Raw genomic sequence first — 25264 nt, forward strand, 5'->3', positions numbered from 1 at the left:
GTTTCGGTTCCCAAAACATTCAGCAGCAGCGAATCCATTTTCCCGACAACGGGCAACGGTTCGCCATCAATTAAGCGCGCCAGCACGCTTCCCAACGGTTTCGCCAGCGCAAAAAGCACCAGCAAGAAACTGGCGATCAGTAAAAATGCGGAGGCGGCCATCAGAATGCCTCCGCATTGATCAGGGCATAAATTAAATAGCCCAACAGCATGAATACCAGCACTACTCCGACGATCAGTCCTGCACTCACAATCCACCTCCGCGTGCCCTTCATACTTCGATTTGCAGGTGTGTTGGCTGCTCTCGCTCACCCGAATCACTTACTTGAGTAAGCTCATCGGGATTCTCTCGATTGCCGCCTTCCTGCAATTCGAATTATTTAGGGCTGATATGTAATGCAACGAGTGTGAAATTTTCAGTGCAAAGATGTCGTAAAAGTCTGAGGGTGGGGTGTAAAAAAAGTATAAAAATCGCAAAAGCCATTTGTTAACTAATGGTTAGTATTTATTTAACTGTTTTGTAACTTAATTACGATTTGAATTGTAAATTTGTGGCAAAAAGTGACTTTAAGTGGTCGGATGAGTAGTAAACTTTCAGTCAATGCGATACTATTTTGGCCAGATAACAAGTTCTATTTTCCCGGTGTTTGCTACCGGTCACACAATGGAGGGAGAAACCAATGACTCTATATAAAGATTATCCACTGCATCAGGTCTTCCTGCGTCGCACTTTCGTGGTACTGGCAGGTGTTCTGGCGCTGCCAGTCATGCTGTTCTGGAAAGATCGTTCCCGTTTTTACAGCTACCTGCACCGCGTGTGGTCTAAAACCAGTGAAAAACCGGTCTGGATGGCACAAGCCGAAGCGGCATCCGGTGATTTTTACTAAGTGGGTTAAACAGAACCCTGGCTTAAAGTTCAGCAAGCCCCATCATTTCTGATGGGGCTTTTTTTTGGTCTATCACAACTGCTTAATGCACCAACTCTTGCCAGTTATAAACATGATTCGTGGTATCCATAACCGGCACAGCGCCAGACAGCCGATTAGCCGTGTGTTGCACGCTATCTTGCGGTTTATCTCCCGGTAACGAAATCCCCATCCAGCGGCGTAATATTTTATCGTTATTAGCCGTCGAGTAAGTTGCATCCACGGTGCCGATATCCGGGTTATTCACCTGTGGGCTGTACCAGATAAACATCGGCACTTCGAAAGCATGTTGGCTCGGTTTCACGCCGCCATGATGATAAACCACGCTTTGAGCAGGATCCCGTTCCAGCGCGTGATCGGAAAAATAAGCGACCGATGCCCGGCGGTCTTTCAGCAGGCTAAAAATATTTCCGAGTAACTTATCCGTGTAATGAATTGAATTGTCATAGCAGGCATCAATACCATCACTTTGCTTCGTGAATGGCGCATCCGAGGCGGGAAAACGCGAGCATTCCGGTTCATGGCTACCATATATATGCATTACGATTAACTGCTTGCCCTGATGAATTAAAGCCTTACGCAAATCGGGTAATAACGCATCATCATAGCCATCGTTCAACCAGTGTTTATGCGTCGCGTTCATCGCAATACCGGTAATCGCATTATTATAATCTCCAAGCATTCCTTGCTTACTAAACCACGACGTATCAAACCCCGCCTGATTAGCCAGATTAATAATGTTATCGGAATAATTCTGAGGATTATGGTTAGTGACCGTATCGGCGGTGATCGTCATCGGCACCGCGGTAATCGTGATTGGAGCGCCGCTAATGGCGTGTGTCCATAGCAACAGGTGATTACGCTCGGCTTCCAACTGGGGTGTGGTCGGCTGCGGGTATCCATAAATACTCATGTTTTCACTGCGTGCGGATTCCCCAATAACCAGCACATAGGTATCAATGCCCGTTTCCTGTTTTTGCAAAGTATAATCAGGAACATGACTGGCTATATTTTTAATTAACTGCTGATCATTCCACGCTTGCAGGAAGTATTTAATATTGCTGAAAGGTAAATAATTAACGACTCGCACCGCAATGCTACCCTGGCAATTTTTCTTCATAATATGAACGGTCGCTTGCACAATATTGCTGAGTAGCAGCACGACTAATATATAAAGGGGTAATTTTGCCAGCCATTTTTTGCCCAGCGATGGGGTGGTTGCGACACAGTGTAATAACAAAATGACCAACGCCAAAAAACCAACGCAGTACTTTTGATACAGCATTAGCATTCCGGTGATTTCATGGCTATCGCTATCCAATACACTCATGGCAAAACCATAGCTAAACGCCGAGCCAAAGCTGTTCCGTGCATAGAACGTGAGCGTAATATCCCACGCAATGATAAACATCGGTAGTGCAGCGACAAATAGGCGAACAGACTTTCGCTTAATTAGTCCCAGTGATAACACTAACAACACAAATATAATTAATCGCTGAAACATCACGTGGGCCGGGGCAAACAATACATTGGCAAATGCTACAATTAATATACATATTGCTAACGGAATAAACCGATATGTTTTACTTAACATATAAACAACACCCGCGAGGAATCACCATATTTAAATGGTTATGAAAATTTAGCTTTTAGTGCGGTTTAATATACCTGAAGGCATGAATAAGCATAGAGATATTCATGTGATGAATTCGTTCTTTGACATAAGTCATTAAGCGGCGAGTAGAACAAGAGTTCTTGATGTTTTTTTTATCGTACAAAATATGTGAAGATAATCATTCCAGCCACTTATGGGATCTGCAGCATGTTGATTTGGCAAGATTTACATCATTCAGAATTGAGCGTCACCGATCTCTACACGCTTTTAGCATTACGCAATGAAGTGTTTGTCGTTGAGCAGAACTGCCCTTATCAGGATATCGATGGTGACGACTTAGTCGGCGAGAACCGCCATATCCTCGGTTGGCGCGACGGTAAACTGGTCGCTTATGCCCGCATTTTGAAAAGCGACAGCGAATTTGAACCGGTCGTCATTGGCCGCGTCATTATCGACAAAAGCGTGCGTGGCGAAAAACTGGGCTACCAATTAATGGAACAAGCCATGGCCTCTTGCCAACAATACTGGCCGGAAAAAACCGTCTACTTAGGCGCGCAGGCTCATTTGCAATCGTTCTACGCACACTTTGGATTTATCCCGGTGACCGAGGTTTATGACGAAGATGGCATTCCTCATATCGGCATGGCAAATCGTTAATCATCGGGCGAAAAGTAGTAGTGTTGTCTATAGTTAGCGGACGAGCATTTTTTAAACACGGAGAACAGTGATGCAACCGTATGAATCTCGTCTTGATGATGACTTAACTTTGCTGAGTGAAACGCTGGAAGAAGTACTGCGTTCCTCAGGTGACCCGGCTGACCAAAAATACATTGAGCTGAAAGAACGTGCCGAACAGGCGCTCAGTGAAGTCAAAGCGCGGGTCAGTAACGCTTCCGATAATTACTATTATCGGGCCAAAAAAGCGGTTTATCGCGCTGATGATTATGTTCATGAAAAACCATGGCAAGGAGTGGGCGTGGGGGCTGCGGCGGGTCTGGTGTTAGGCCTGTTATTAGCCAGACGCTAGTTTAGAATCGGCACATAAATTCACCGTGTGCCGATTAAAGAAAATCTTACCCATTGGGTGGGATTTTTTTTTGCCGTCATGACCACGTATAATCAGGGGTTTTCAGGGAAGGTGAGGTAAACGTGAATTCAGTTGTCGTCGCGCTGCAACAGCTACAGCTTGCATTGAACGCAGAATTTGCGGATGCGCCGGGCTTAGAGCAATTATCCATTGCCATTAGTCTGAGTGATGCCTCAGATGCCCTCGCGTGGCTAACCAGCCAACGCCTGTATCCTCAATTTTACTGGCAACAGCGCAATGGCGATGACGAAATCGCGGCGCTTGGCGCACTACAGAAGTTTGAAACCCTGGAGGCTGCCAGCGCATTTCTGAATGATTACGCCAGCCAGCCAACCCTTCGTATCACTGGCGTCAATGCTTTCTCGCCAACGACGAGCTTCTTATTTCTTCCTCGCCTTGAGTGGCGTCGCACTGGCGGCGGCGCGTTTCTGTATCTTCATTTGTATAGCGAAACCTCCTTACAAGAAGATGCGCGTGAGGCGCGGCAATTCCTCGAACAACTGCTGCCTGCCAAATTGCTGCCATCGCAGCGCTTAAATTGTGTGGGCGAGCAGCACATTCCGACTCAGCCTGAATGGCATCAGCTAATTGAGCGGGCCACAACTGCGATTGAGCAACATGAGCTTGATAAAGTGGTGCTGGCTCGAATCACCGATTTGCAATTTACCTCGGCGGTTTCTGCGGCGGGATTTATGGCGGCGAGTCGGCGGGTTAACCTGAATTGCTATCATTTTCTGATGGTTTTTGATGCCAGCCATGCGTTCCTTGGCTCAAGCCCGGAGCGACTTTGGCGGCGCATTGATAACGCGTTGCGTACCGAGGCACTCGCCGGAACCGTGGCGAATCACCCGGACGAACATCGCGCCTGGTCACTCGGCCAATGGCTGTTAAAAGACGATAAAAACCAGCGTGAAAACATGCTGGTGGTTGAAGATATTTGTCAGCGCCTGCAAAAAGCGGTGGGCGCGATTGATGTTCTGCCTCCGCAAATTGTGCGCCTGCGAAAAGTGCAGCATCTGCGCCGTTGCATCTGGACTGAACTTGCCAGGCCCGACGACGTAGAATGCCTGACTTTACTGCAACCCACGGCTGCGGTGGCGGGTTTGCCTCGCGATAGAGCGCGCCAATTCATTACTCAATATGAACCGTTTGAACGTGAATGGTATGCGGGATCGGCCGGGTATCTCTCGCAGCGCCAGGCGGAATTCTGCGTCGCCTTACGCTCGGCAAAAGTGACCAATAACATGGTGCGATTGTACGCCGGAGCGGGGATTGTCGCGGGTTCCGACGCGGCGGAAGAATGGCAGGAAATCGAAAATAAAGCCGCCGGATTACGCACGCTACTGACGAAAACAACGTTTTGAGTATTAGAGATACCCAAAATAATTCGAGTTGCATCGAGGCGGCAAGTGAGCGAGTCCCGATGAGCTTACATTAGTAAGTGATTCGGGCGAGGTCTCGTCGCTAACAAAGATGCGGCTTGAAGTATGAAGGGTATTACGTATTCACATCAAAATAATTGTCCCATCAATAATTATAATGAGTCAGCAAAATTGACTCAGGACTGAATCATGTCGATAAGCTCGTTTAACCGCCGTTGGGCTACGGTAATTCTTGAAGCGTTAACTCGCCACGGTGTGCGCCACGTGTGCATCGCGCCGGGTTCGCGTTCTACGCCGCTGACCCTTGGCGCGGCTGAAAATCGGGCTTTTATTTGCCATACGCATTTTGACGAGCGTGGTTTAGGGCATCTGGCATTAGGCCTGGCAAAAGCCAGCCAGGCTCCCGTCGCGATTATCGTCACTTCCGGTACGGCGGTGGCAAACCTCTATCCGGCGATTATCGAAGCGGGTTTGACCGGGGAAAAACTGGTGGTGCTCACCGCCGATCGCCCGCCGGAACTCATTGATTGCGGTGCCAATCAGGCCATTCGCCAGCCGGGTATTTTCAGCTCCCATCCCACAGATTCCATTAATCTGCCGCGCCCGACGCAGGATATTCCCGCGCGCTGGTTAGTTTCGACCATCGACAACGCCCTCGGCCAGCAAACAGGCGGCGCGGTTCACATCAATTGCCCCTTCGCTGAACCGCTGTATGGCGAACCTGATGAAACCGGCATGAGCTGGCAACAGGCGCTGGGCGACTGGTGGCAAAGCGACAAACCCTGGCTGCGCACCGGTTCTGCTCTGGAAGCAATCAAACAGCGCGACTGGTTCTTCTGGCGGCAAAAACGCGGCGTGGTGGTTGCCGGGCGTTTGAATGCCGAAGAAGGCAAACACGTTGCAGCCTGGGCGAAAATGCTGGGCTGGCCGCTGATTGGCGATGTGCTCTCGCAAACCGGGCAACCGCTGCCGTGTGCGGATTTATGGTTGAGTAACAGCCAGGCGGTAACTGAACTTGCCGAAGCGCAAATTATTATTCAGTTTGGCAGCAGCCTGACGGGAAAACGCGTTCTGCAATGGCAAGCGACCTGCGAGCCTGAAGAATATTGGCTGGTGGATAACCTGCCAGGCCGCCTCGACCCTGCAAACCATCGTGGCCGTCGTTTATCGTGCGACATTGTACAGTGGCTCGAACTTCATCCGGCTGAAAAACGCGTGGCCTGGGATGAGAAACTCACAACGCTGGCAAAAATCGCCCAGCAGGCGGTGAAAAAGGGCACGGCGGAATTTGGCGAAGCGCAAGTGGCTGCGCGATTGCCGGAACTGTTACCGGACGCCGGGCAGGTGTTCGTTGGCAATAGTTTGATTGTTCGGCTGGTGGATTCTTTCGCGCAAATGCCAGTCGGCTACCCGGTTTATAGCAACCGTGGCGCAAGTGGCATCGACGGCTTGCTCTCCACGGCGGCGGGTGTGCAACGCGCCACGGCCCGTTCGACGCTGGCGATTGTCGGCGACCTTTCGGCACTTTACGATATGAACTCGCTGGCACTGTTACGCGAAGTCTCCGCGCCGTTTGTGCTGCTGATTGTGAATAACAACGGCGGGCAAATCTTCTCGTTATTGCCAACGCCTGCCGCTGAACGAGAGCGTTTCTACTGCATGCCGCAGAACGTCAAATTCGCCCATGCGGCGGCGATGTTCGGCCTCGGCTACCACAACCCGACAAGCTGGGACGAATTACAAAACGCAGTCGATACCGCCTGGCGCATGCCGCGCACGACAGTCATCGAACTGACGGTTGGCGAAACCGACGGCGCACAAACTTTGCAGCATTTGCTGGCGCAGGTCAGCCAGGCATGATTTTACATGCGGTTCTTCGCGAAGGGCGTGAGGCAAAATTGCCGTGCCTGGTTTGGCTGCATGGCTTTTTGGGCAGCCAGCAGGAATGGCAACCCCTCAGCGAAAACTTCAGCGACTGGCCGCAACTGCACATCGACTTACCCGGTCACGGAAAATCGTTGGATATTAACGCCGAAAGCTTCCAACAGGTTGACGAATTACTGCGTAAAACCCTGCTTAGTTACAACATACTAAAATACTGGCTGATCGGTTATTCACTCGGCGGGCGAGTGGCGATGTATCACGCTTGTCAGGGCGAGAATACGGGTTTGCAGGGTCTGATTGTGGAAGGCAGTCATCCCGGTTTGGCTGACGAAACCTTGCGCCGCGAAAGACAAGCCAGCGATCAACGCTGGGCGCAGCGTTTACGCAGCGAACCCTTAAAAGACGTGCTCGCCGACTGGTATCAACAGCCGGTATTTCAGTCGCTCAACGACGAGCAACGTCGCGAACTCATTGCGGTTCGCAGCCAGAATAATGCGGCAACTCTCGCCGCTATGCTCGAAGCAACGTCACTCGGCAATCAGCCCAATTTGCAGGCCGCGCTCCAACAATTGCCACAGCCTTTTTACTATCTTTGTGGTGAGCGGGATGAAAAATTCCGCACCGTGGCGCAAAGCCTCGGCCAGACACCTCATCTTATTACTGCCGCAGGCCACAATGCGCATCGGGAAAACCCGGCTGCATTCAGTGCTTGCCTGCTCAACTTATTGCGAAAACCTTGCGAGGAAACACCATGATTTATCCAGACGAACAAATGCTCTATGCCCCGGTTGAATGGCAGGATTGCTCGGAAGGTTACACCGATATCCGTTACCACAAATCTGCCGATGGCATCGCGAAAATCACCATCAACCGCCCGGAAGTGCGTAACGCCTTCCGCCCGTTGACCGTGAAAGAGATGATCAATGCCCTGGCTGACGCGCGTTATGACGACAACATCGGCACCATCATTCTGACCGGCGAAGGCGAAAAAGCTTTCTGCGCAGGCGGTGACCAGAAAGTGCGTGGCGATTACGGCGGTTACCAGGACGCCAGCGGCACCCATCACCTGAACGTGCTGGATTTCCAGCGCCAGATTCGCACCTGTCCAAAACCTGTCGTGGCGATGGTTGCTGGTTACTCCATCGGCGGTGGCCACGTGCTGCACATGATGTGTGACCTGACGATTGCCGCTGAAAACGCAGTCTTCGGCCAGACTGGCCCGAAAGTCGGATCCTTCGACGGCGGCTGGGGCGCTTCCTACATGGCGCGTATTGTCGGCCAGAAAAAAGCCCGTGAAATCTGGTTCCTGTGCCGCCAGTACGACGCGAAAGAAGCGCTGGATATGGGCCTGGTCAACACCGTGGTGCCAAATGCCGATCTCGAAAAAGAGACCGTGCGCTGGTGTCGTGAAATGCTGCAAAACAGCCCGATGGCTCTGCGTTGCCTGAAAGCCGCACTCAATGCCGATTGCGATGGCCAGGCCGGTTTGCAGGAACTGGCAGGCAACGCCACCATGTTGTTCTACATGACCGAAGAAGGTCAGGAAGGCCGCAACGCGTTCAACCAAAAACGCCAGCCGGACTTCAGCAAATTTAAACGGAATCCGTAATGCGTCGCGTCGAACTGTGGCGCTTTCAGGTGCCGATGGATGCGGGAGTGGTGCTGCGTGAGCGGCGCCTGAAAACACGCGACGGTTTGCTGGTGCGGCTGACGGACGGCGAAAAACAAGGCTGCGGTGAGATTTCACCGTTGCCGGGTTTTAGCATTGAAACGGTCGAAGAAGCGCAAAGCGAAGCATTGCTCTGGCTGCAAGCCTGGCAAACGGGTAACGATACTGACTTACCCGAAATGCCGTCGGTGGCTTTTGGCCTGAGTTGTGCGCTGGCGGAAATCAGCGGCGAGCTTCCGCAGGCGGCAGATTACCGAGCGGCACCGCTTTGCACTGGCGATCCGGACGAACTGTTCGAAATGCTCAGCGCCATTCCCGGCGAGAAAGTCGCGAAGGTCAAAGTCGGTTTGTATGAAGCGGTGCGCGATGGCATGGTGGTTAACTTGCTGCTTGAAGCGATGCCCGATTTGCGTTTACGCCTTGACGCCAACCGCGCCTGGACACCGCTGAAAGCCCAGCAGTTCGCCAAATATGTCAATCCGGATTTCCGCTCACGTATCGCGTTTATCGAAGAACCGTGCAAAACCCGCGAGCAATCGCGTGAGTTTGCCCGCGAAACCGGAATCGCTATCGCATGGGATGAAAGCCTGCGTGAACCTGATTTTGCGTTTGCCGCCGAACCTGGCCTGGGTGCTGTCGTGATTAAACCCACGCTCACCGGCAGCTTGGCGAAAGTGCGTCAGCAGGTCGAGCAAGCTCATGCGTTGGGATTGACGGCGGTGATCAGCTCGTCGATTGAATCAAGCCTCGGCCTGACACAACTGGCGCGAATTGCCGCATGGCTGACGCCGCAAACGATGCCGGGCCTGGATACGCTGTCATTGATGCAGGCGCAGTTAGTGCGTGAATGGCCAAACAGTCCGTTACCGTGCTGGTCGCTGGAATCCCTTGAGCGAGTGTTATGAGTTTTCAAGATTTCCCCTGGCAACATTGGGCGCACCTTCGCGGTAACCAATCCGCGCTGATTCTGGGCGATGACAGCCTGACCTGGCGCGAGTTATGCCAGCGCATCGACATGCTGGCTGGTGGCTTCCAACAGCAAGGCGTGCGCGAAGGGCAGGGCGTGGTGCTGCGCTCGAAAAACTCCCCGGAAATGGTGCTGGCGTTCCTCGCATTATTACAATGTGGGGCGCGCGTTTTACCGCTCAATCCGCAATTGCCGGATGCGTTGCTCGAACAGTTACTCCCCGATCTGACCATCAGCCATGCGCTCACGTTTGGCGCGCCGCTCAGTGTGGCAAATATCAATTCGTTAACGCTGGAAGAAGGCGAGCGTTTTCAGGTAGCGTGGCAGCCTTCGCGCTTTGCCTCGATGACGCTGACTTCCGGCTCCACCGGTTTACCGAAAGCCGCAGTGCATACCGCGCAGGCCCATCTTGCCAGCGCGGCGGGTGTGCTGGCGGTGATGAACTATGACACGAACGATAGCTGGCTGCTTTCGTTGCCGCTGTTCCACGTTTCTGGCCAGGGCATTTTGTGGCGCTGGCTGTTGGCGGGCGGTGGCATGGTGGTGCGTGATTTACATCCGTTGAATGACGCGCTGCAAGGTTGCACTCATGCCTCGCTGGTGCCGACGCAACTGTGGCGCTTGCTGGAACAATCGCAGCCGCTGGCGTTACGCGAAGTGTTACTCGGCGGTGCAGCGATTCCCGTTGAATTGACCCAAGCCGCGCAAGCCAAAGGTATCCATTGCTGGTGCGGATACGGCTTAACGGAACTGGCTTCAACCGTGTGCGCAAAACGTGCCGATGGGTTGCCGGATGTCGGTGAAGCATTATCGGGCCGCGAAGTGAAAGTGGTTAATGACGAAGTGTGGATTCGTGCCACGAGCCTGGCATCGGGCTACTGGAAAGCCGGGAACGTTGCCCCACTAGTGAATGCCGAAGGCTGGTTTGCCACCCGCGATCGTGGCGTGTTAAATGGCAATCGCCTGACGATCATTGGCCGCCTCGACAACCTGTTTTTCAGCGGCGGGGAAGGGATCCAGCCGGAAGAAGTTGAAAGCGTGATTGCTAAACATCCGGCAGTTAAGCTGGCGTTTGTTGTTCCGGTTGATGATGCCGAATTTGGTCAGCGCCCGATGGCGGTGGTGGAAGCCGATGACGATTTTGATTTGTCTTTGTTGACCGAATGGCTACAGGGAAAAGTGGCGCGTTTTCAGCAGCCTGTTCGTTGGTTACGTTTGCCCGATGAGATTAAGCAGGGCGGGATCAAGATTTCGCGTGCGCAGTTGAAGTTGTGGGTCGAGCGGGTGGCTAAAATCTAAACCCACCCGCCCGTTTTATGTCGGGGGCGCTGCGCTTGCCCGACCTACAAAAGCACTCTACAAACCTGACTCTAACGCCGATTTATTTCGCTGGCGGCGAATCAAACGTAAAACCGGCGGCACCGCGATAACCGTCACCGCCATAATCAACAGCCCCTTCGCCACACCGCTTTCCCACAGAATGCTCAGCCCGCCGTTTCTGATAGACAGCGCACGGCGCAGGTTTTGCTCCAGCATTTCCCCCAGCACAAAGCCCAGAATCAGCGGCGACATCGGGAAATGCATCTTACGCAGGATATAACCGAGCACGCCCAGGCCAACCATCAACAGCAAATCGAAAGTGGTGCTGTGAACCGCATAAACGCCCACCGCAGAAACCGCGGCAATCGCAGGCACCAGGAACCACAGCGGAATGCTCAACATCTTAGTAAAGAAGCCGATGAGCGGGATGTTCATAATCAGCAGCATCACGTTGGCAATCAACAGCGAGGCAATCAATCCCCAAACGATATCCGGCTGCTCTGTAAACATCGCCGGGCCTGGCGTGATGTTATAGAGCGTCAACGCGCCCATCATCACCGCCGTAGTCCCCGAACCCGGAACCCCCAGCGTCAACATCGGAATAAACGAACCGCAGGCCGATGCGTTATTTGCCGCTTCCGGTGCCGCCACGCCGCGAATATCGCCTTTGCCGAATGTCTCGCTATTGCCACTGATTTTCTTCTCGGTCATATACGCAATCGCACTGGCGATGGTTGCCCCCGCGCCCGGTAAAATCCCGACGAAGAAGCCGATAACAGACGAGCGTAAAGTAGCCCCCGTACAGTGTGCGGCTTCCTTCATGTTAAACATCATGCGCCCGGTTTTGCGTACCAGTACTTGCCCGCTACTGGTGCTTTCGAGCATTAACAGGATTTCAGAAACCGAGAACAGGCCAATCACCACCACAATAAATTGCACACCGTCGGAGAGGTGAACGCTATCAAAAGTGAAGCGATAAACCCCGGTGTTGGCATCCACTCCGACGGTGGCAAGACCCAGACCAATCAATGCGGCAAGGAACGATTTCAGCGGGTTTTGCGCCATCATGCTGCCAAGGCAAGCGATGGCAAAAACCATTAAGGCGAAATATTCAGCAGGCCCAAACGCCAGCGACCATTGCGCCAGTGCCGGAGCAAACAGAATGATGCCGACAATTGCCAGCAGCGAACCGATAAACGAACTGACGGCGGAAATCGATAACGCCACACCTCCGCGACCTTCCTTCGCCATCGGGTAGCCGTCGAGCGCGGTCATAATCGCGGCGGCATCCCCCGGCACGTTAAGCAGTATTGATGAGATACGCCCCCCGTATTCGCAGCCAATGTAGACCGTTGCCAGTAGAATCAGCGCGGATTCCGGCGGTAACTTCAGTGCAAACGCCAATGGCAGTAAAATCGCCACGCCGTTAATTGGGCCGAGGCCCGGCAGCAGCCCGACGATAGTGCCGACAAAGCAGCCAATCAGGGCAATCATCAGGTTTTCCGGCGTCAGGGCAACCGCAAAACCTTGCGATAAATAGAACCAGGTATCCATGGGTAAATTCTCCGCTAGTTCAGCCAAACGCCGAGAGGAAGGGTGACATCCAACAGGCGGTCAAAGGAGTAAAACAACACGCCGCCCATCACCACGCCGGAAATTAATGCCGCTGGAATTGTCGCGCCAAACAACATGCCGAAACAGGCGGTGAGGAGCGTCGTTGCCAGCGGGAAGCCGAGCCATTCAAACGTCCAGGCATAAAGCGCCAGACTGATGACCATAATCACCAGGCGTTGCAGCGTCTGGCGATGCGGCCATTCCACAACGTCCGGGTGACGCAAAATCAACAGCACCGCGCACATTAACATCAGGCCGAGAATAGCCATGGGAAACGGGCGAGGCCCAACGGGTTCGTAACTGTATTCACTCTGAATTTGCCAGCCAATAAACAGGCCGGCGATACACAGCACAATCCAGATCCCGGCAAAAATACGATCGCTCATCATCGCCTCCGGTTATTTAGCCAGGCCGAACGCTTTGGCTTGTTCGCGATAACCCGTGACCTGTTTCTTCACGTAATCGTCCAGCTCTTTGCCGCTCATGTTGAACTCGAACAGGCCGCGCAAATCGCGCTGCTTTTTGAAATCTTCGGTTTGCTGAAGCTTGTTAAAGGTGTCGACCCACCACTGATATTCCGCATCGCTGACTTTCGGGCCAACGTAGAAGCCGCGAATAATCGGCCACACCAGGTCGAAACCTTGCTCTTTAGCGGTAGGGATTTTTGCCAGTTCGCCCGGCAGACGTTCGTTGGAAAACACCGCCAGCACGCGCAGTTTGTCGCCGTTGAGATACGGCACCATTTCGCTCAGGTCGCCAGATACAGCCTGAACATGATTGCCCATCAAGGCGGTGACCGGTTCACCGCCGCCTTCAAAAGCCACGTAACGCATCTTGTGCGGATCGACATTGGCTTTTTGCGCCAGCAGCGCCGTCTTCATCCAGTCCTGGCTGCCGATGGACGCGCCCGCGCCAATCACCACGCTGTTCGGATCTTTTTCCATCGCCGCCAGCAGGGACTTCAAATCTTTCCATGGCGAATCGGCACGCACCGCAATCATGCCGTAATCGGTGCCAACGCTCGCCAGCCAGCGCACATCATCCACGCCGTAACGGCCAAACTTACCTTGCGACAGATTCAGCAAAGAACCACCGGAAAATGCGACCACGGTTCCAGGTTCAGCCGGGCGCTGGGCGACAATCGCGTTATAGGCCACCGCGCCAACGCCGCCTGGCATATAAGTGACGCGCATCGGTTTTTCGAGCACGCCGGTTTCTTGCAGGCTGACCTGAATCAGTTTGCAGGTCAGGTCAAAACCGCCGCCAGGTTTAGCCGGAGCGATACATTCGGTGCGGGAAGGGACTTCGGCGGCCAGAGTATTGAAAGCCGTTAATAACAGGGCGGAAGCGGTTAATGCTGAGAGTAGGGTACGTTTCATTTTCATCCTCACGTCATAAAAGCCGGGTGATGTTTCGTTTTTATGTGAAGCGCATTACAGCTGCTTCGTTGCATGATTGTTAAGTGATTAACCTTTCATTTACCTTTCATGCGGACTGAAACTTTACAGGATGTGATATGCGTCTCTTACTGGCAGAAGATAACCGTGAGCTGGCTCACTGGCTGGAGAAAGCGCTGATTCAGGCGGGCTTTGCGGTGGATTGCGTGTTTGACGGGCAGGCCGCCGACCATCTGTTACAAAACGAACGTTACGCGGTGGCGGTGATGGACATCGGCATGCCGCGAATGGATGGTCTTGAGGTTTTACAGCGTTTGCGCAAGCGCGGGCAGACGGTGCCCGTTTTGCTGCTTACCGCGCACAGCACGGTGAGCGACCGGGTGAAAGGGCTGAATACCGGGGCCGATGATTATTTGCCGAAACCATTCGATCTCGAAGAGTTAGATGCGAGGTTGCGAGCGCTGGTGCGGCGCAGCGAAGGGCAAATCCACGAGCAGCAACAGTTGGGCCAACTGGCATTTCATGACGATGGATATTTCTTGCTGGAAAACAAACCGCTGGCGTTAACCCCGCGCGAACACGCGATCTTGACGGTGTTGATGTATCGCCGCACGCGCCCGGTTCCCAAACAGCAATTGTTTGAACAAGTATTTAGCCTTAGCGACGAAGCCAGCCCGGAAAGCATCGAACTGTATATTCACCGGCTGCGTAAAAAACTCGCCGCCAGTAACGTGCAAATCACCACGCTGCGCGGGCTTGGTTACGTGCTGGAGTGCAGCGATGCAAGCCATTAAACCGCAGTCGTTATTTGGGCAATTACTGCTGTTTCTCGGTTTGCCGCTGTTTGTTTTGTGGGGGTTTTCTGCGGTTAGCAGTTATTTGAGCGCCATGAACGCTGCCACGCAGGCTTATGACCGCACGTTGCTGGCCTCGACCCGAACGGTTGCAGAACAATTAGTCGTGAATGACGGGAAACTTGTCGTTGATGTGCCGTGGGTGGTGCTCGACAGCTTCGAGCGCAATATGAATGATCGGTTGTATTACAAAGTCACCGACACCCACGGCAAAGTGATTTCCGGTTATGACGATCTCCCCGACATGCCTGCAAACACGCCGGGTACAGAGCTTTACCCGGCGCTGGCGTGGTTCTATAACGCCACCTATCGCGGGCAAGAATTGCGCGTGGCACGTCTGCTTCAACCCGTGAACGAAGGCGGGGTAAACGGCATGGCGCAGATTATCGTCGCCGAAACTGTTCAGTCGCGGCACTATCTGGCGGTGCGTTTGCTAGCCTCAGCAACGCTGACTCAGGGCGGCCTGGTGTTACTGACGTTAACGCTCGCCTGGCTATTATTGCGGCGCGTGCTCAAGCCGATGCGCCAGCTCTCGGTGCAGATGGTGCGCCGTGACCCAGGCGATTTAACGCCGCTGCCTGATTTGCTACCCTGGTCGGAAACTCGCTTATTAATTGTCTCGTTTAACCGTTACATCGACCGCCTGCGCGGCGTGCTTGCCCGGCAATCCCGCTTCAGCGCCGACGCCTCTCACCAGTTGCGAACCCCGTTAACCGTGCTAAAAACCCAGGCCGCCGTGGCGCTGAGTAGCCCCGACCCGCAGCAATGGCGCGAAAGCCTGGTCGCCATGCAATCGACGCTCGATAACACCATTCATTTAACCGAACGCTTATTACAACTTTCACGTTTGAGCCGTGCGGATCAAGCCGAAGGGCAGGCGATGGAGCCGCTGGATTTGGTGAAAATCGCCCAGGCGTGTTGTTTTTCAAGCATGGCGCAGGCAAGAAGTAAAAATATCGATCTCGGTTATGAAGGGGTGGACGAGGCCTGGATTACGGGCGAGCCGGTTTTACTGGCGGAAATGTGCGTCAACCTGCTGGATAATGCGCTCAAATATACGCCAGAAAATGGCGTAGTTACTATTCGCGTGACGAGCGATGCAACGCAAATTGTCTGGCTGGAAATTGAAGACAGCGGGCCAGGCATTGAAAGCGGGCTGGTTCGCCACGCGCTGATGCCATTCCACCGTTTAGATAATAGCGCCGAGCAAAGCGGGGCGGGAATTGGCCTGGCGCTGGTGAATGATATTGCCCGCTATCACCGCACAAAGCCTGAATTGTTGCGCTCAGAATCAGGCGGTTTATTGGTGAGAATTAAGCTGATCGTCGCTTAAAGGAACCCGGAAAAATCCTAATCCTCAAATACCATTGCCTTTTGTTTTCATTTTCTTACAAACGAAAGGCGAAAAGCATTTCTAACACATTGATTACATCAATACTGGCTGTAAAATCGGCCTCTTTTCAGGGACATCCCTTTTTACTGCTTAGGATTGAAAGCATGAACAAATTATTAGTGGCAACGGTTGCCGGTCTGGCACTCGTTTCAGCATCAGCAAGCGCGATTAGCATCAGCGGTCAGGCGGGTGAAAAATACACTAACTTGTCCGTCGGTTTCGGTCAGGATTCTGCTGGCCTGACCATGAACGGCAACTACACACACAACGATGACGACGGCGACACCGCAGGTTTAGGCCTGGGTCTGAACGTGCCATTGGGTCCATTTATGGGCACCGTTGGTGGCCGTGCGGTTTATCTGAATCCTAAAGATGGCGACGAAGGTTACGCGCTGGCAGTCGGTGGCGGTTTAAGCTGGCAAATTTTCGACAGCGTCTCCGTGTTTGGCGACTATTACTACTCCCCAGATTCGCTTTCCAGCGGCGTGAAAAATTACCAGGAAGCGAGCGCCGGTGCGCGTTGGACTATCATGCGCCCAATTACCGTTGAAGCGGGTTATCGCTACATCGGCCTGGACGGCAAAGATGGCGATCGTGATAACGCGATTGCAGACGGCCCGTACGTTGGCGTAAGCGCAGGTTTCTGATTTATCCAGGCCGCAGAAATGCGGCCTCAGATTGCAGATAAACGGGTTTTGTAAGTCGGATAAGAGGTTTGCTGATTCCCTTTCTTTCCCTCAAATGATTTGCGCTATAGTGAACCGTTTTCTTCCCGCGGAGCACAACAATGATAAAAGTGGAAATGCTGTCTACCGGCGACGAAGTGCTGCATGGTCAAATTATTGATACCAACGCAGCCTGGCTTGCTGACTACTTCTTTAACCAGGGTTTGCCGATGTCGCGCCGTAATACGGTGGGCGACAGTCTTGAAGATTTAATCGCGGTGCTCAAAGAGCGCAGCGAACAGGCCGATATTCTGATTGTGAATGGCGGGCTTGGGCCAACCAGTGATGACCTCAGCGCGCTGGCCGCCGCCACTGCCGCAGGCGTGGAGTTGGTGATGCATCAGGAATGGCTGGCGCATATGGAGCGTTTCTTTGCCGAACGTGGGCGTGAAATGGCGCCGAGTAATCGCAAACAAGCACTCATTCCTGCGACCAGCGAAATGGTGGATAACCCGGTCGGCACCGCGTGTGGTTTTGCGCTGCAACTCAACCGCTGCCTGATGTTTTTCACGCCCGGCGTGCCTTCCGAATTTAAAGTGATGGTCGAGCAACAAATAATGCCGCGCGTGCGTGAACGATTTGAGCTGCCAGAACCCCCCGTTTGCTTACGCCTGACAACGTTCGGACGCTCTGAAAGTGAGTTAGCACAAAGCCTTGAACCGATCCCGCTGCCGGAAGGCGCGGTTATGGGCTATCGCTCATCCATGCCGATTATCGAACTGAAATTGACCGGGCCTGCGACCCAACGTGCGGCAATGGAAGCCGTCTGGCCTGAGGTTCAGCGTGTGGCCGGTGAAAGCGCTATTTTTGAAGGGACCGACGGTTTGCCCGCGCAACTGGCGGAACGCCTGCGAGCGCAATCGCTCAATGTTGCCGTCAGCGAGCAATTCACCGCCGGGCTGCTGTGTTTGCAACTCTCCAGTGCGCAAGCGCCGTTGGGAAATAGCGAGGTGCTTTCTTCTCGCCCTGAAACGCTGACGCAGATAACCGAGCGAGCCAAAGCTTTTGCGTTACAAGCAGGCAGCGCGGTGGCGCTGGTGGTCGGAAGTCTCGATGACGAGCATCTGAACTTCGCCCTGCATACGCCAAAAGGCACTTACGGCCTGCAAGTGAAATTCAGCGTTACTCGCCACGCCCTGCGCACCCTCCAGGAAGTTTGCGCGATGATGGCATTAAATATGCTGCGTCGCTGGCTTAATGACCAGAATATTGCCACCGAGCATGGCTGGGTAAATGTCGTGAAGAGCATCGAAATTTAGTTTTAAGCGAGCGCCCGTGCTAACAACGTAATCGGGTGCTCGCATTTTTTGCTGGTAGACATCTCAATCTGCCACTTGCAGGTTTCGCAATCCGTCACCACCAAATCGACCCCACTCTCTTCTATTTGCTGGAATAACGGCGCGCCAATACTTTGCGACGTTGCGTAGTTTTCCTTTTTAAATCCATAAGTTCCGGCAATTCCACAGCACTGCGATTCGAGCATTACCAGTTCCACTCCCGGCAGGCGGCGCAGTAAATCGAGCGTATATAACGACCAGCCCATTTTCTCCATATGACAGGGCGTGTGGTAAGCAATCCGCAGCGGCTGTGCTTTGAGTTTTAACTCTCGCCCACTTTCCAATTGTTTCCAGATAAAACGTGTCGCCAGTTCGATATGGTCGCGCATCGGGCGAGTGTCGATATCCAGTACCTGCGGATATTCGTCGCGCAGGGTAAAGGTGCAGGTGGAGGAAGTGGCAATCACCGGCAGCCCTTGCCCGAGCACCGCTTTTTCTAACGACGCGGCGTTAATCGCGGCCTGTTTTTTGGCTTTGTCGATAAAACCGTTGGCAATCAACGGCACGCCACAGCACTTTTCCCGCTCCAGCAATTGCACGCCAAAACCCATCGCGTTCATCACGCGTACTAAATCTTTCCCGAGTTGAGAGTGGTTGTAGTTGACGTAACAGCCATGGAAAAACGCGACCTGTTCCGCAAAAGCCTTTTGCGCCGCAGCGTGTTTGCGATACCACCCGCGAAACGTGCCGGAAGAATATTTAGGTAATGCGCGGTGAGCGTCGATGCCGAGGGTTTTATCCAGCAAATTGCGCACCGGTTTGAGTGACGTGGCGGTGTTCACCAACGGTGCAAATGGTGTTGAGAGCGTACCCATCAAATCGGTATGGCTGAGAATGGCGTCTCTTAAATTGAAGGGGGATTTGCCGTAGCGGGCTTTCGCACGCTGGATAATATCGCCAATTTTGACATCCGACGGGCAGGCCACTTCGCAGCGCTTGCAGTTGGTGCAATATTTCAGCGCGTCATCATAAAGTGCCGTATCTTTCAGGCGCAGGCGTTCGCCATCTGGCCCGGATTGTTTCGGGCCTGGATAATCCGAATTCACCCGGCTGACCGGGCAAACGGTGGTGCAAACCGTGCATTTAATGCAGTTTTCAAAGCTTTTTTCATCAAGCAGATTCATTGGTTTCTCCCCTGAATCTCGAGAATTTGCCGGGCGACATGCAGTGCGCCCAACATCGAAACGCCTGCGCCGCAACCTTGTTGAATCGGGTCGAATCCGGCGAGCACTGAACCAATGGCAAACAGGTTTTCGATATGCTCCCCGCCGCGCGTGGGATGAAAATGTTCATCGACCGCAACGCCCGCCTGCAAGTAGGGCTGCGGGCTGAAAAAGTCCTCTTTACTCCAGCCTTCACGCTGCGCAGGCGCATGAACATCAAGGCCAAAAATAGCCTCCCGAATGCCGTTAAATTTCGCTTGCAGGCCATTACTGAAAAAACTGCCGCTGGCGAGAACCACATGGTTTGCCCGCAACGGGACGTCGCCGTGATTGCGGGTGAAAACTGCGCTGACATTTTGGTGCTCTACTTTTGTCTCCACGACCGCATCGCCCGGCATGACGATTCCGCCCAGCTGCTGGAAACGGCGGCGCAATTGGTGGGACATGCGCATCCCGAGAACCGAAGGCGGCAGCGTGGGCAACAGGTGCAACGGGCAGGGTAATTGGCTGCTGATATGCTGCCACGCCAGCGAGTTTTCGCTTCCCAGACAAGCCGGAAGGAAAAGGGCGTCGGTGTTGTGTGCCAGCGTTTTGAGTTCTTCGATAAGCAGTTTTTGCTGCTCCGGCAACTCCAGCACGCGGGCGATATTGGCGGCGCGGAACTCACTCGGGTTGTTGCGCAGCGTGTCTAAAGCGGGGAGCGTCAGCTCAGCCGTTTTCACTGCGATATTGTCTGCTGCCAGCGAACCGGCGACCAACTCAGCCTGGAAATCAAGAAAACCGGCGATGCCAACCACCGTAATGTGCCGCCATAGGAGAGGCGCAATCGGCACTTCCTCCGGGCTAAGCCACGTCGCGCGCTGTGTTCCCAGCGGCGTAATACGCTGATGGTTTTGCTGATAACAGCCCTTGAGCGTGATGTTACAACGGGCAAGCAGCGCTTCGCTTTCAGCGGCATAACGGGCGACGTTTGCCGCGCCCATCAGGCTGTAAGGGTGCTCTGGCGCTTGCTGTTTAAGCGCTTCCAGCGCGTTTAACGGTGAGTTCACCGGGCTGCCATCGGGCAATTCCGCCAGCAAATCCAGGGAACCCGACGAAAAATGCAGCGCGCTTTGCCCACGGCTGACGATGGCGCACTGCAGCCCCGCTTCTGCGAGGCGAATCCCGCATACCAGTCCCGCTAAACCGCCGCCGATAATCAGGGTGTCGAATTTCATTGTGCTGTTCCTTTTTTTAGCCCGCACAAACCCTGGTAAACCCAGGCGGTGAACTCACTTTCCCGCAGCGCATCATCCCAGGCAATCGGGCGGATTCCTTTCCAGCGTTCATTGAGAAAAGTGGAAAGCTGCTCGAGGGATTGAGCGGGTGTCGAGGCGCCAAAACGTTGTAATAAGCCGGCGGCGCGGCAGGCGCACAATTCTCCCTGGCAAGTACCCATTCCCACGCGGGTGCGGCGGCGTAAATCACCAAGGTTGCTGACGGCAAGATTATTCACCGCATAACGCACTTCGCCAGCGGTGACGGCTTCGCACTCGCAAACGAGACTGTTGCTCAGTCGGTCGCCTGCCAATAATTGCCCGGCGCGATCGCCATGACGCCACACCGCTGAGCGGCGAATAGTCAGCGGCAGAGAAATGACTTTGCTCAGTGTTTCTTCCGCCGAGCTTTCTGAACCCGGGAGCGGCGCGGTTGCAGTTGTGCAAGCCTGGGTATTGCCGAGCTTTTCGCATACCGCGTTGGTCGCCCATTCCGCCATCAAACGATAGGTCATCAGCTTGCCGCCAGTGATGGTAATGAAGCCTTCCATGCCGTCGCGCTTTGCGTGGTCGAGCAACACAATGCCGCGGCTTGCATTACGCCCGGTAGGATCGTTGTCGCTGGCGACCAGCGGACGCACGCCCGCATACGCCCGTAGAATGCGGGTTTGAGCCAGTTTTGGGGCGAGCTTCGAGCCTTCGCGAATCAGGATATCGACCTCTTGCGGCGTGACACGCATATTGTCGATTTGGTCGTATTCGATAGGCGTTGAGGTAGTGCCAATCAGGGAAATGGTATCGCCGGGCACCAGAATATCGGCGTCGGCCGGTTTGCGGCAGCGGTTGATCACCATGTTATTGATGCGATGGCCGAGGATCAGCAGCGATCCCTTGGCGGGCAACATACGCACGCGCAAATCAGCATATTCCGCGATGCGCTGGCCCCAGATCCCGGCGGCATTCACCACCACGCTGGCGTATAGATCCTGCTGTTGCCCGGTTTGATGGTTGTAAACGCGCACGCCGCAAACCCGGTCGCCATGGCGAATCAGGCCGGTAACTTCCTGGCCGGTGAGGATTTCAGCGCCGTGTTCCCGGGCATCGAGCATATTGGCGGCGGTCAGGCGGAAAGGATCCACGGTGCCATCAGGTACACGCACCGCGCCAATCAATTCAGGGTTTGCCGCAGGTTCCAGACGCAAGGCTTCTTTAGGGTCGATGCGTTGAGCGTCAATCCCTGCGTCCTGGCAAGAGGCGATAAAGATATTCTGTAGGGATAAATCGTCTTCGGGAAGGGTGATAAACAAGCCGTCGGTGCGTTCGATACAATGGCGAGCGATGCGTTTCAGAATGCGGTTTTCTTCAATACATTCGCGGGCCGATTCGCTGTCCGTCATGGCGTATCGCGCACCGCTGTGGAGTAAGCCGTGGTTTCGCCCGGTCGCCCCGGTGGCGATATCGTGCCGTTCCAGCAATAACGTTTGTAACCCACGCCGGGCACAGTCGCGGGCAATTCCCGCACCGGTTGCCCCCCCGCCAATAATGATCACATCTCTCTCTTTGCATCCCGTCGCCATGCTCATCTCCTGAAAAATTCTCTTGAGTGACATTCAGCCACAAATCACTTTCTCAATGTTTGATATCGAGCAAATTCGAGCATAAATCGAAAGCAAAGTGTGATGTCATGCACCTTTTCGATGATTTGTAATAAAAATGTAATATGTTGTGGGGTGTTTCACATCAACTCACCGGGATAATCCTTAACATGCGCTCGCAAATGAACATTGCCTGATAAACAATTGCCACGGAGGCATTTATGCTGAGCATTTTCAAACCTGCCGCACACCAGCCACGGCTGAAGAGCGAGCACGTCGATCCCACTTATAAACGCCTGCGCTGGCAAATCTTCATGGGGATTTTCTTCGGTTACGCGGCCTATTATCTGGTGCGTAAAAACTTCACCCTGGCGATGCCGTATCTCATCGAACAAGGTTTCTCGCGTGGGGATTTAGGATTCGCGCTTTCCGGGATTTCCATCGCTTACGGCTTCTCAAAATTCATTATGGGGTCGGTTTCTGACCGCTCGAATCCACGCGTTTTCTTACCCGCCGGTTTGATTCTGGCGGCAGCGGTGATGCTGTTTATGGGGTTTGTTCCCTGGGCGACATCGAGCATCGCGGTGATGTTTGTGCTGCTGTTTTTATGCGGCTGGTTCCAGGGGATGGGCTGGCCACCGTGTGGGCGTACCATGGTGCACTGGTGGTCGAAGAAAGAGCGTGGCGGAATTGTCTCCGTCTGGAACTGCGCGCATAACGTCGGCGGTGGCCTGCCGCCGTTGCTGTTCTTGCTCGGGATGGCGTGGTTTAACGACTGGCATGCGGCACTTTATATGCCGGCCTTTGCGGCGATTCTGGTGGCGCTGATTGCCTTTGGTTTAATGCGCGATACCCCGCAATCCTGCGGTCTGCCGCCCATTGAAGAGTACAAAAACGATTACCCTGACGACTACAATGAAAAAACAGAAGAAGAGCTGACGGCGAAGCAAATCTTCATGCAGTACGTTTTCCCCAACCGCCTGCTGTGGTACATCGCCATTGCCAACGTTTTCGTCTATTTACTGCGTTACGGCATTCTCGACTGGTCGCCAACGTATTTGAAAGAAGTGAAGCACTTCGCGCTGGATAAATCGTCCTGGGCTTACTTCCTTTATGAGTATGCCGGGATACCGGGAACGCTGCTGTGTGGCTGGATGTCGGACAAAGTGTTCCGCGGCAACCGTGGCGCAACCGGCGTGTTCTTTATGATTCTGGTGACCATCGCGACAGTCGTTTACTGGCTCAACCCGCCGGGAAATCCGGGCGTGGATATGGCCTGTATGATTGTGATTGGCTTCCTGATCTACGGCCCGGTGATGCTGATTGGCCTGCACGCGCTGGAACTGGCACCGAAAAAAGCAGCGGGAACGGCAGCGGGCTTTACCGGCCTGTTCGGCTACCTCGGTGGTTCGGTCGCCGCCAGCGCCATTGTGGGTTACACGGTTGATTTCTTCGGCTGGGATGGCGGCTTTATGGTGATGATCGGCGGCAGTATTATGGCCGTGGTTTTGTTGCTGGTGGTGATGGTGGGTGAGAACAAACATCATCAGGAAATGAAAGCGCGGGAAGATAAAGGTTAAAGCGTCAAAGGAATGACGCTGTGCTTATCCGACCTACGACCGCGGTTGTAGGCTGGGTAAGCGTTACATCTCGATTTCTATATCGCCCTGCGCCTGGCAGCAGCAGGGAAGAATTTCACCGGGCTGGATAAACGCCAGCGGTTCCGTCAACCACTTCACTTCGCCTGCCACTAAGCGAGTACGGCACGAGCCGCAATAACCGGCGCGGCATTGATACTCGACGGCGACCTGGTGGGATTCCAGTGTCGCCAGCAGGGAAGGGTGTTCTTCGTGGCACAAAAGCTGTGCCCCAGTGATGCGTAACGTAATGCGGCTCATGGCTTAGAGCTGGAAATTGCTCAGGTCATCGGCGTCAATATTGGAGTCAATCTGACCTACCAGATAAGAACTCACTTCCACTTCCTGCGGTGCAACCTGCACGTTGTCTGAAACCAACCAGGCATTGATCCATGGAATTGGGTTAGAGCGAGTTTTGAATGGCAAATCGAGGCCGACAGCCTGCATACGGATGTTGGTAATGTAATCAACATACTGGCACAGAATGTCTTTATTCAGACCAATCATCGAACCATCGCGGAACAAGTAGCTTGCCCACTCTTTTTCTTGTTCGGCAGCCAACACGAACAGGTCGTAACATTCCTGGCGGCATTCCAGCGCGATTTCTGCCATTTCCGGGTCGTCTTCACCAGAACGCATCAGGTTCAGCATGTGCTGAGTGCCGGTTAAATGCAGCGCTTCGTCACGGGCAATCAGCTTGATGATTTTGGCGTTGCCTTCCATCAGTTCACGCTCGGCGAAAGCGAACGAGCAAGCGAAGCTAACGTAAAAGCGAATCGCTTCCAGCGCGTTCACGCTCATCAGGCACAGATACAGTTGGCGTTTCAGGGCGCGCAGATTCACGGTCACGGTTTTGCCGTTTACGTTGTGCGTGCCTTCGCCCAGTAGATGCCAGTAGCTGGTCATTTCAATCAGCGTGTCGTAGTAACCAGAGATATCTTTCGCGCGCTTTAAGATTTCCTGGTTAGTGACGATATCGTCAAACACGATCGCCGGATCGTTGACGATATTACGGATGATGTGGGTGTAAGAACGCGAGTGGATGGTTTCGGAGAACGCCCACGTTTCAACCCAGGTTTCCAGTTCAGGAATGGAAATCAGCGGCAACAGCGCCACGTTCGGGCTACGGCCTTGAATGGAGTCCAGCAGCGTCTGATATTTCAGGTTGCTGATGAAGATGTGTTTTTCGTGATCGGGCAGCGCCTGGTAATCGATGCGGTCGCGGGAAACGTCCACTTCTTCCGGACGCCAGAAGAAGGAGAGTTGCTTTTCGATCAGCTTTTCGAAGATGTCATATTTTTGCTGGTCGTAGCGTGCCACGTTCACCGGCTGGCCGAAGAACATCGGCTCCGCAAGTTGATCGTTTTTCGTCTGTGAAAAAGTGGTGTATGCCATGAAATGGGGTCCTGTTGTTCTTGCTTCACCCTCATCCCAACCCTCTCCC

The 25264-nt window shown here is 53.7% G+C and carries 24 protein-coding genes; 14 read left to right on the forward strand and 10 right to left on the reverse strand.

The features are described 5' to 3' along the window. Window positions 1-160: 160 nt before the first annotated feature. On the reverse strand, window positions 161-250 hold the full coding sequence (gene kdpF, locus D6029_RS17230; RefSeq protein WP_120066070.1) for a K(+)-transporting ATPase subunit F: 90 nt from the start codon (window positions 248-250) through the stop codon (window positions 161-163). A gap of 429 nt (window positions 251-679) precedes the next feature. Between kdpF and D6029_RS17235 the strand changes: the two genes are divergently transcribed. After that, a complete protein-coding gene (locus tag D6029_RS17235; protein WP_120065966.1) occupies window positions 680-886 on the forward strand; it encodes a YbfA family protein in 207 nt (68 codons plus the stop codon). An 82-nt stretch (window positions 887-968) separates the two neighbouring features. Here the strand turns inward: D6029_RS17235 and D6029_RS17240 are convergent, their stop codons facing one another. After that, on the reverse strand, window positions 969-2336 hold the full coding sequence (locus D6029_RS17240; protein ID WP_167456023.1) for a phosphoethanolamine transferase: 1368 nt from the start codon (window positions 2334-2336) through the stop codon (window positions 969-971). Window positions 2337-2747: 411 nt separating this feature from the next. Here D6029_RS17240 and D6029_RS17245 point away from each other — a divergent pair, with 411 nt between their 5' ends. The 8 genes from D6029_RS17245 to menE all read left to right on the forward strand — a co-directional run bounded on the left by D6029_RS17245 (window position 2748) and on the right by menE (window position 10828). Further along, window positions 2748-3197: a GNAT family N-acetyltransferase gene (locus D6029_RS17245; protein WP_120065968.1), complete on the forward strand. Its 450-nt coding sequence runs from the start codon at window positions 2748-2750 to the stop codon at window positions 3195-3197. A gap of 70 nt (window positions 3198-3267) precedes the next feature. Then, the gene (gene elaB / locus D6029_RS17250; RefSeq protein ID WP_115630109.1) at window positions 3268-3567 is read left to right on the forward strand and encodes a stress response protein ElaB; all 300 of its coding nucleotides are present in this window, start codon (window positions 3268-3270) and stop codon (window positions 3565-3567) included. Between the two features lie 122 nt (window positions 3568-3689). After that, window positions 3690-4991: an isochorismate synthase MenF gene (menF, locus tag D6029_RS17255; protein WP_120065969.1), complete on the forward strand. Its 1302-nt coding sequence runs from the start codon at window positions 3690-3692 to the stop codon at window positions 4989-4991. Between the two features lie 207 nt (window positions 4992-5198). Then, window positions 5199-6869: a 2-succinyl-5-enolpyruvyl-6-hydroxy-3-cyclohexene-1-carboxylic-acid synthase gene (gene menD, locus D6029_RS17260; protein WP_120065970.1), complete on the forward strand. Its 1671-nt coding sequence runs from the start codon at window positions 5199-5201 to the stop codon at window positions 6867-6869. After that, window positions 6866-7648, forward strand: a complete 783-nt coding sequence (gene menH / locus D6029_RS17265) for a 2-succinyl-6-hydroxy-2,4-cyclohexadiene-1-carboxylate synthase (RefSeq protein ID WP_120065971.1) — start codon at window positions 6866-6868, stop codon at window positions 7646-7648. Before menD ends, menH begins: the two co-directional genes overlap by 4 nt. Continuing rightward, on the forward strand, window positions 7645-8502 hold the full coding sequence (gene menB / locus D6029_RS17270) for a 1,4-dihydroxy-2-naphthoyl-CoA synthase (protein ID WP_120065972.1): 858 nt from the start codon (window positions 7645-7647) through the stop codon (window positions 8500-8502). Before menH ends, menB begins: the two co-directional genes overlap by 4 nt. Further along, a complete protein-coding gene (menC, locus tag D6029_RS17275) occupies window positions 8502-9467 on the forward strand; it encodes an o-succinylbenzoate synthase (RefSeq protein ID WP_120065973.1) in 966 nt (321 codons plus the stop codon). Before menB ends, menC begins: the two co-directional genes overlap by 1 nt. Next, the gene (gene menE / locus D6029_RS17280) at window positions 9464-10828 is read left to right on the forward strand and encodes an o-succinylbenzoate--CoA ligase (protein ID WP_120065974.1); all 1365 of its coding nucleotides are present in this window, start codon (window positions 9464-9466) and stop codon (window positions 10826-10828) included. Before menC ends, menE begins: the two co-directional genes overlap by 4 nt. A 57-nt stretch (window positions 10829-10885) precedes the next feature. Here menE and D6029_RS17285 read toward each other — a convergent pair whose 3' ends face one another. From D6029_RS17285 to D6029_RS17295, 3 genes are read right to left on the reverse strand one after another with little or no spacing between them, the layout of a single operon-like run. Then, the gene (locus D6029_RS17285) at window positions 10886-12403 is read right to left on the reverse strand and encodes a tripartite tricarboxylate transporter permease (protein ID WP_120065975.1); all 1518 of its coding nucleotides are present in this window, start codon (window positions 12401-12403) and stop codon (window positions 10886-10888) included. A gap of 14 nt (window positions 12404-12417) precedes the next feature. Beyond that, complete coding sequence (locus tag D6029_RS17290; protein ID WP_120065976.1) at window positions 12418-12849, reverse strand: tripartite tricarboxylate transporter TctB family protein; 432 nt, start codon at window positions 12847-12849, stop codon at window positions 12418-12420. Between the two features lie 12 nt (window positions 12850-12861). Then, a complete protein-coding gene (locus tag D6029_RS17295; protein WP_120065977.1) occupies window positions 12862-13842 on the reverse strand; it encodes a Bug family tripartite tricarboxylate transporter substrate binding protein in 981 nt (326 codons plus the stop codon). 137 nt (window positions 13843-13979) lie between these two features. Here D6029_RS17295 and tctD point away from each other — a divergent pair, with 137 nt between their 5' ends. From tctD to D6029_RS17315, 4 genes are all read left to right on the forward strand, one after another. Beyond that, window positions 13980-14654 (forward strand): transcriptional regulator TctD, encoded by a 675-nt coding sequence (tctD, locus tag D6029_RS17300; protein WP_120065978.1) that lies wholly within the window; start codon window positions 13980-13982, stop codon window positions 14652-14654. After that, window positions 14641-16047: a sensor histidine kinase gene (locus tag D6029_RS17305; RefSeq protein WP_120065979.1), complete on the forward strand. Its 1407-nt coding sequence runs from the start codon at window positions 14641-14643 to the stop codon at window positions 16045-16047. Before tctD ends, D6029_RS17305 begins: the two co-directional genes overlap by 14 nt. Window positions 16048-16211: 164 nt before the next feature. Further along, a complete protein-coding gene (locus D6029_RS17310) occupies window positions 16212-16754 on the forward strand; it encodes a YfaZ family outer membrane protein (RefSeq protein WP_120065980.1) in 543 nt (180 codons plus the stop codon). A 140-nt stretch (window positions 16755-16894) separates the two neighbouring features. Continuing rightward, window positions 16895-18091, forward strand: a complete 1197-nt coding sequence (locus D6029_RS17315; RefSeq protein WP_120065981.1) for a nicotinamide mononucleotide deamidase-related protein YfaY — start codon at window positions 16895-16897, stop codon at window positions 18089-18091. A 2-nt stretch (window positions 18092-18093) separates the two neighbouring features. Here the strand turns inward: D6029_RS17315 and glpC are convergent, their stop codons facing one another. From glpC to glpA, 3 genes are read right to left on the reverse strand one after another with little or no spacing between them, the layout of a single operon-like run. Continuing rightward, on the reverse strand, window positions 18094-19293 hold the full coding sequence (gene glpC, locus D6029_RS17320) for an anaerobic glycerol-3-phosphate dehydrogenase subunit GlpC (RefSeq protein WP_167456024.1): 1200 nt from the start codon (window positions 19291-19293) through the stop codon (window positions 18094-18096). Continuing rightward, complete coding sequence (gene glpB, locus D6029_RS17325; RefSeq protein WP_120065982.1) at window positions 19290-20549, reverse strand: glycerol-3-phosphate dehydrogenase subunit GlpB; 1260 nt, start codon at window positions 20547-20549, stop codon at window positions 19290-19292. The genes glpC and glpB overlap by 4 nt, the downstream gene beginning before the upstream one ends. Next, window positions 20546-22165: an anaerobic glycerol-3-phosphate dehydrogenase subunit A gene (gene glpA / locus D6029_RS17330; protein WP_418230275.1), complete on the reverse strand. Its 1620-nt coding sequence runs from the start codon at window positions 22163-22165 to the stop codon at window positions 20546-20548. The genes glpB and glpA overlap by 4 nt, the downstream gene beginning before the upstream one ends. A gap of 239 nt (window positions 22166-22404) precedes the next feature. Here glpA and glpT point away from each other — a divergent pair, with 239 nt between their 5' ends. Then, on the forward strand, window positions 22405-23763 hold the full coding sequence (gene glpT / locus D6029_RS17335) for a glycerol-3-phosphate transporter (RefSeq protein ID WP_120065984.1): 1359 nt from the start codon (window positions 22405-22407) through the stop codon (window positions 23761-23763). 63 nt (window positions 23764-23826) lie between these two features. Here the strand turns inward: glpT and yfaE are convergent, their stop codons facing one another. Continuing rightward, window positions 23827-24081: a class I ribonucleotide reductase maintenance protein YfaE gene (gene yfaE / locus D6029_RS17340; RefSeq protein ID WP_120065985.1), complete on the reverse strand. Its 255-nt coding sequence runs from the start codon at window positions 24079-24081 to the stop codon at window positions 23827-23829. Window positions 24082-24084: 3 nt separating this feature from the next. Then, a complete protein-coding gene (gene nrdB, locus D6029_RS17345; RefSeq protein WP_120065986.1) occupies window positions 24085-25215 on the reverse strand; it encodes a class Ia ribonucleoside-diphosphate reductase subunit beta in 1131 nt (376 codons plus the stop codon). Window positions 25216-25264: the final 49 nt, after the last annotated feature.

The organism is Buttiauxella izardii (genome assembly GCF_003601925.1).
Classification (GTDB): Bacteria; Pseudomonadota; Gammaproteobacteria; order Enterobacterales; family Enterobacteriaceae; genus Buttiauxella; species Buttiauxella izardii.

Bases quoted from the DNA above. Each gene is read 5' to 3' on its own strand.
- D6029_RS17235 (WP_120065966.1), top strand. From the start codon at position 680: ATGACTCTATATAAAGATTATCCACTGCATCAGGTCTTCCTGCGTCGC.
- D6029_RS17240 (WP_167456023.1), bottom strand. From the start codon at position 2,336: ATGTTTATCATTGCGTGGGATATTACGCTCACGTTCTATGCACGGAAC.
- D6029_RS17245 (WP_120065968.1), top strand. From the start codon at position 2,748: ATGTTGATTTGGCAAGATTTACATCATTCAGAATTGAGCGTCACCGAT.
- elaB (WP_115630109.1), top strand. From the start codon at position 3,268: ATGCAACCGTATGAATCTCGTCTTGATGATGACTTAACTTTGCTGAGT.
- menD (WP_120065970.1), top strand. From the start codon at position 5,199: ATGTCGATAAGCTCGTTTAACCGCCGTTGGGCTACGGTAATTCTTGAA.
- menH (WP_120065971.1), top strand. From the start codon at position 6,866: ATGATTTTACATGCGGTTCTTCGCGAAGGGCGTGAGGCAAAATTGCCG.
- menB (WP_120065972.1), top strand. From the start codon at position 7,645: ATGATTTATCCAGACGAACAAATGCTCTATGCCCCGGTTGAATGGCAG.
- menC (WP_120065973.1), top strand. From the start codon at position 8,502: ATGCGTCGCGTCGAACTGTGGCGCTTTCAGGTGCCGATGGATGCGGGA.
- menE (WP_120065974.1), top strand. From the start codon at position 9,464: ATGAGTTTTCAAGATTTCCCCTGGCAACATTGGGCGCACCTTCGCGGT.
- D6029_RS17285 (WP_120065975.1), bottom strand. From the start codon at position 12,403: ATGGATACCTGGTTCTATTTATCGCAAGGTTTTGCGGTTGCCCTGACG.
- D6029_RS17290 (WP_120065976.1), bottom strand. From the start codon at position 12,849: ATGAGCGATCGTATTTTTGCCGGGATCTGGATTGTGCTGTGTATCGCC.
- D6029_RS17295 (WP_120065977.1), bottom strand. From the start codon at position 13,842: ATGAAACGTACCCTACTCTCAGCATTAACCGCTTCCGCCCTGTTATTA.
- tctD (WP_120065978.1), top strand. From the start codon at position 13,980: ATGCGTCTCTTACTGGCAGAAGATAACCGTGAGCTGGCTCACTGGCTG.
- D6029_RS17305 (WP_120065979.1), top strand. From the start codon at position 14,641: ATGCAAGCCATTAAACCGCAGTCGTTATTTGGGCAATTACTGCTGTTT.
- D6029_RS17310 (WP_120065980.1), top strand. From the start codon at position 16,212: ATGAACAAATTATTAGTGGCAACGGTTGCCGGTCTGGCACTCGTTTCA.
- D6029_RS17315 (WP_120065981.1), top strand. From the start codon at position 16,895: ATGATAAAAGTGGAAATGCTGTCTACCGGCGACGAAGTGCTGCATGGT.
- glpC (WP_167456024.1), bottom strand. From the start codon at position 19,293: ATGAATCTGCTTGATGAAAAAAGCTTTGAAAACTGCATTAAATGCACG.
- glpB (WP_120065982.1), bottom strand. From the start codon at position 20,549: ATGAAATTCGACACCCTGATTATCGGCGGCGGTTTAGCGGGACTGGTA.
- glpA (WP_418230275.1), bottom strand. From the start codon at position 22,165: ATGGCGACGGGATGCAAAGAGAGAGATGTGATCATTATTGGCGGGGGG.
- glpT (WP_120065984.1), top strand. From the start codon at position 22,405: ATGCTGAGCATTTTCAAACCTGCCGCACACCAGCCACGGCTGAAGAGC.
- yfaE (WP_120065985.1), bottom strand. From the start codon at position 24,081: ATGAGCCGCATTACGTTACGCATCACTGGGGCACAGCTTTTGTGCCAC.
- nrdB (WP_120065986.1), bottom strand. From the start codon at position 25,215: ATGGCATACACCACTTTTTCACAGACGAAAAACGATCAACTTGCGGAG.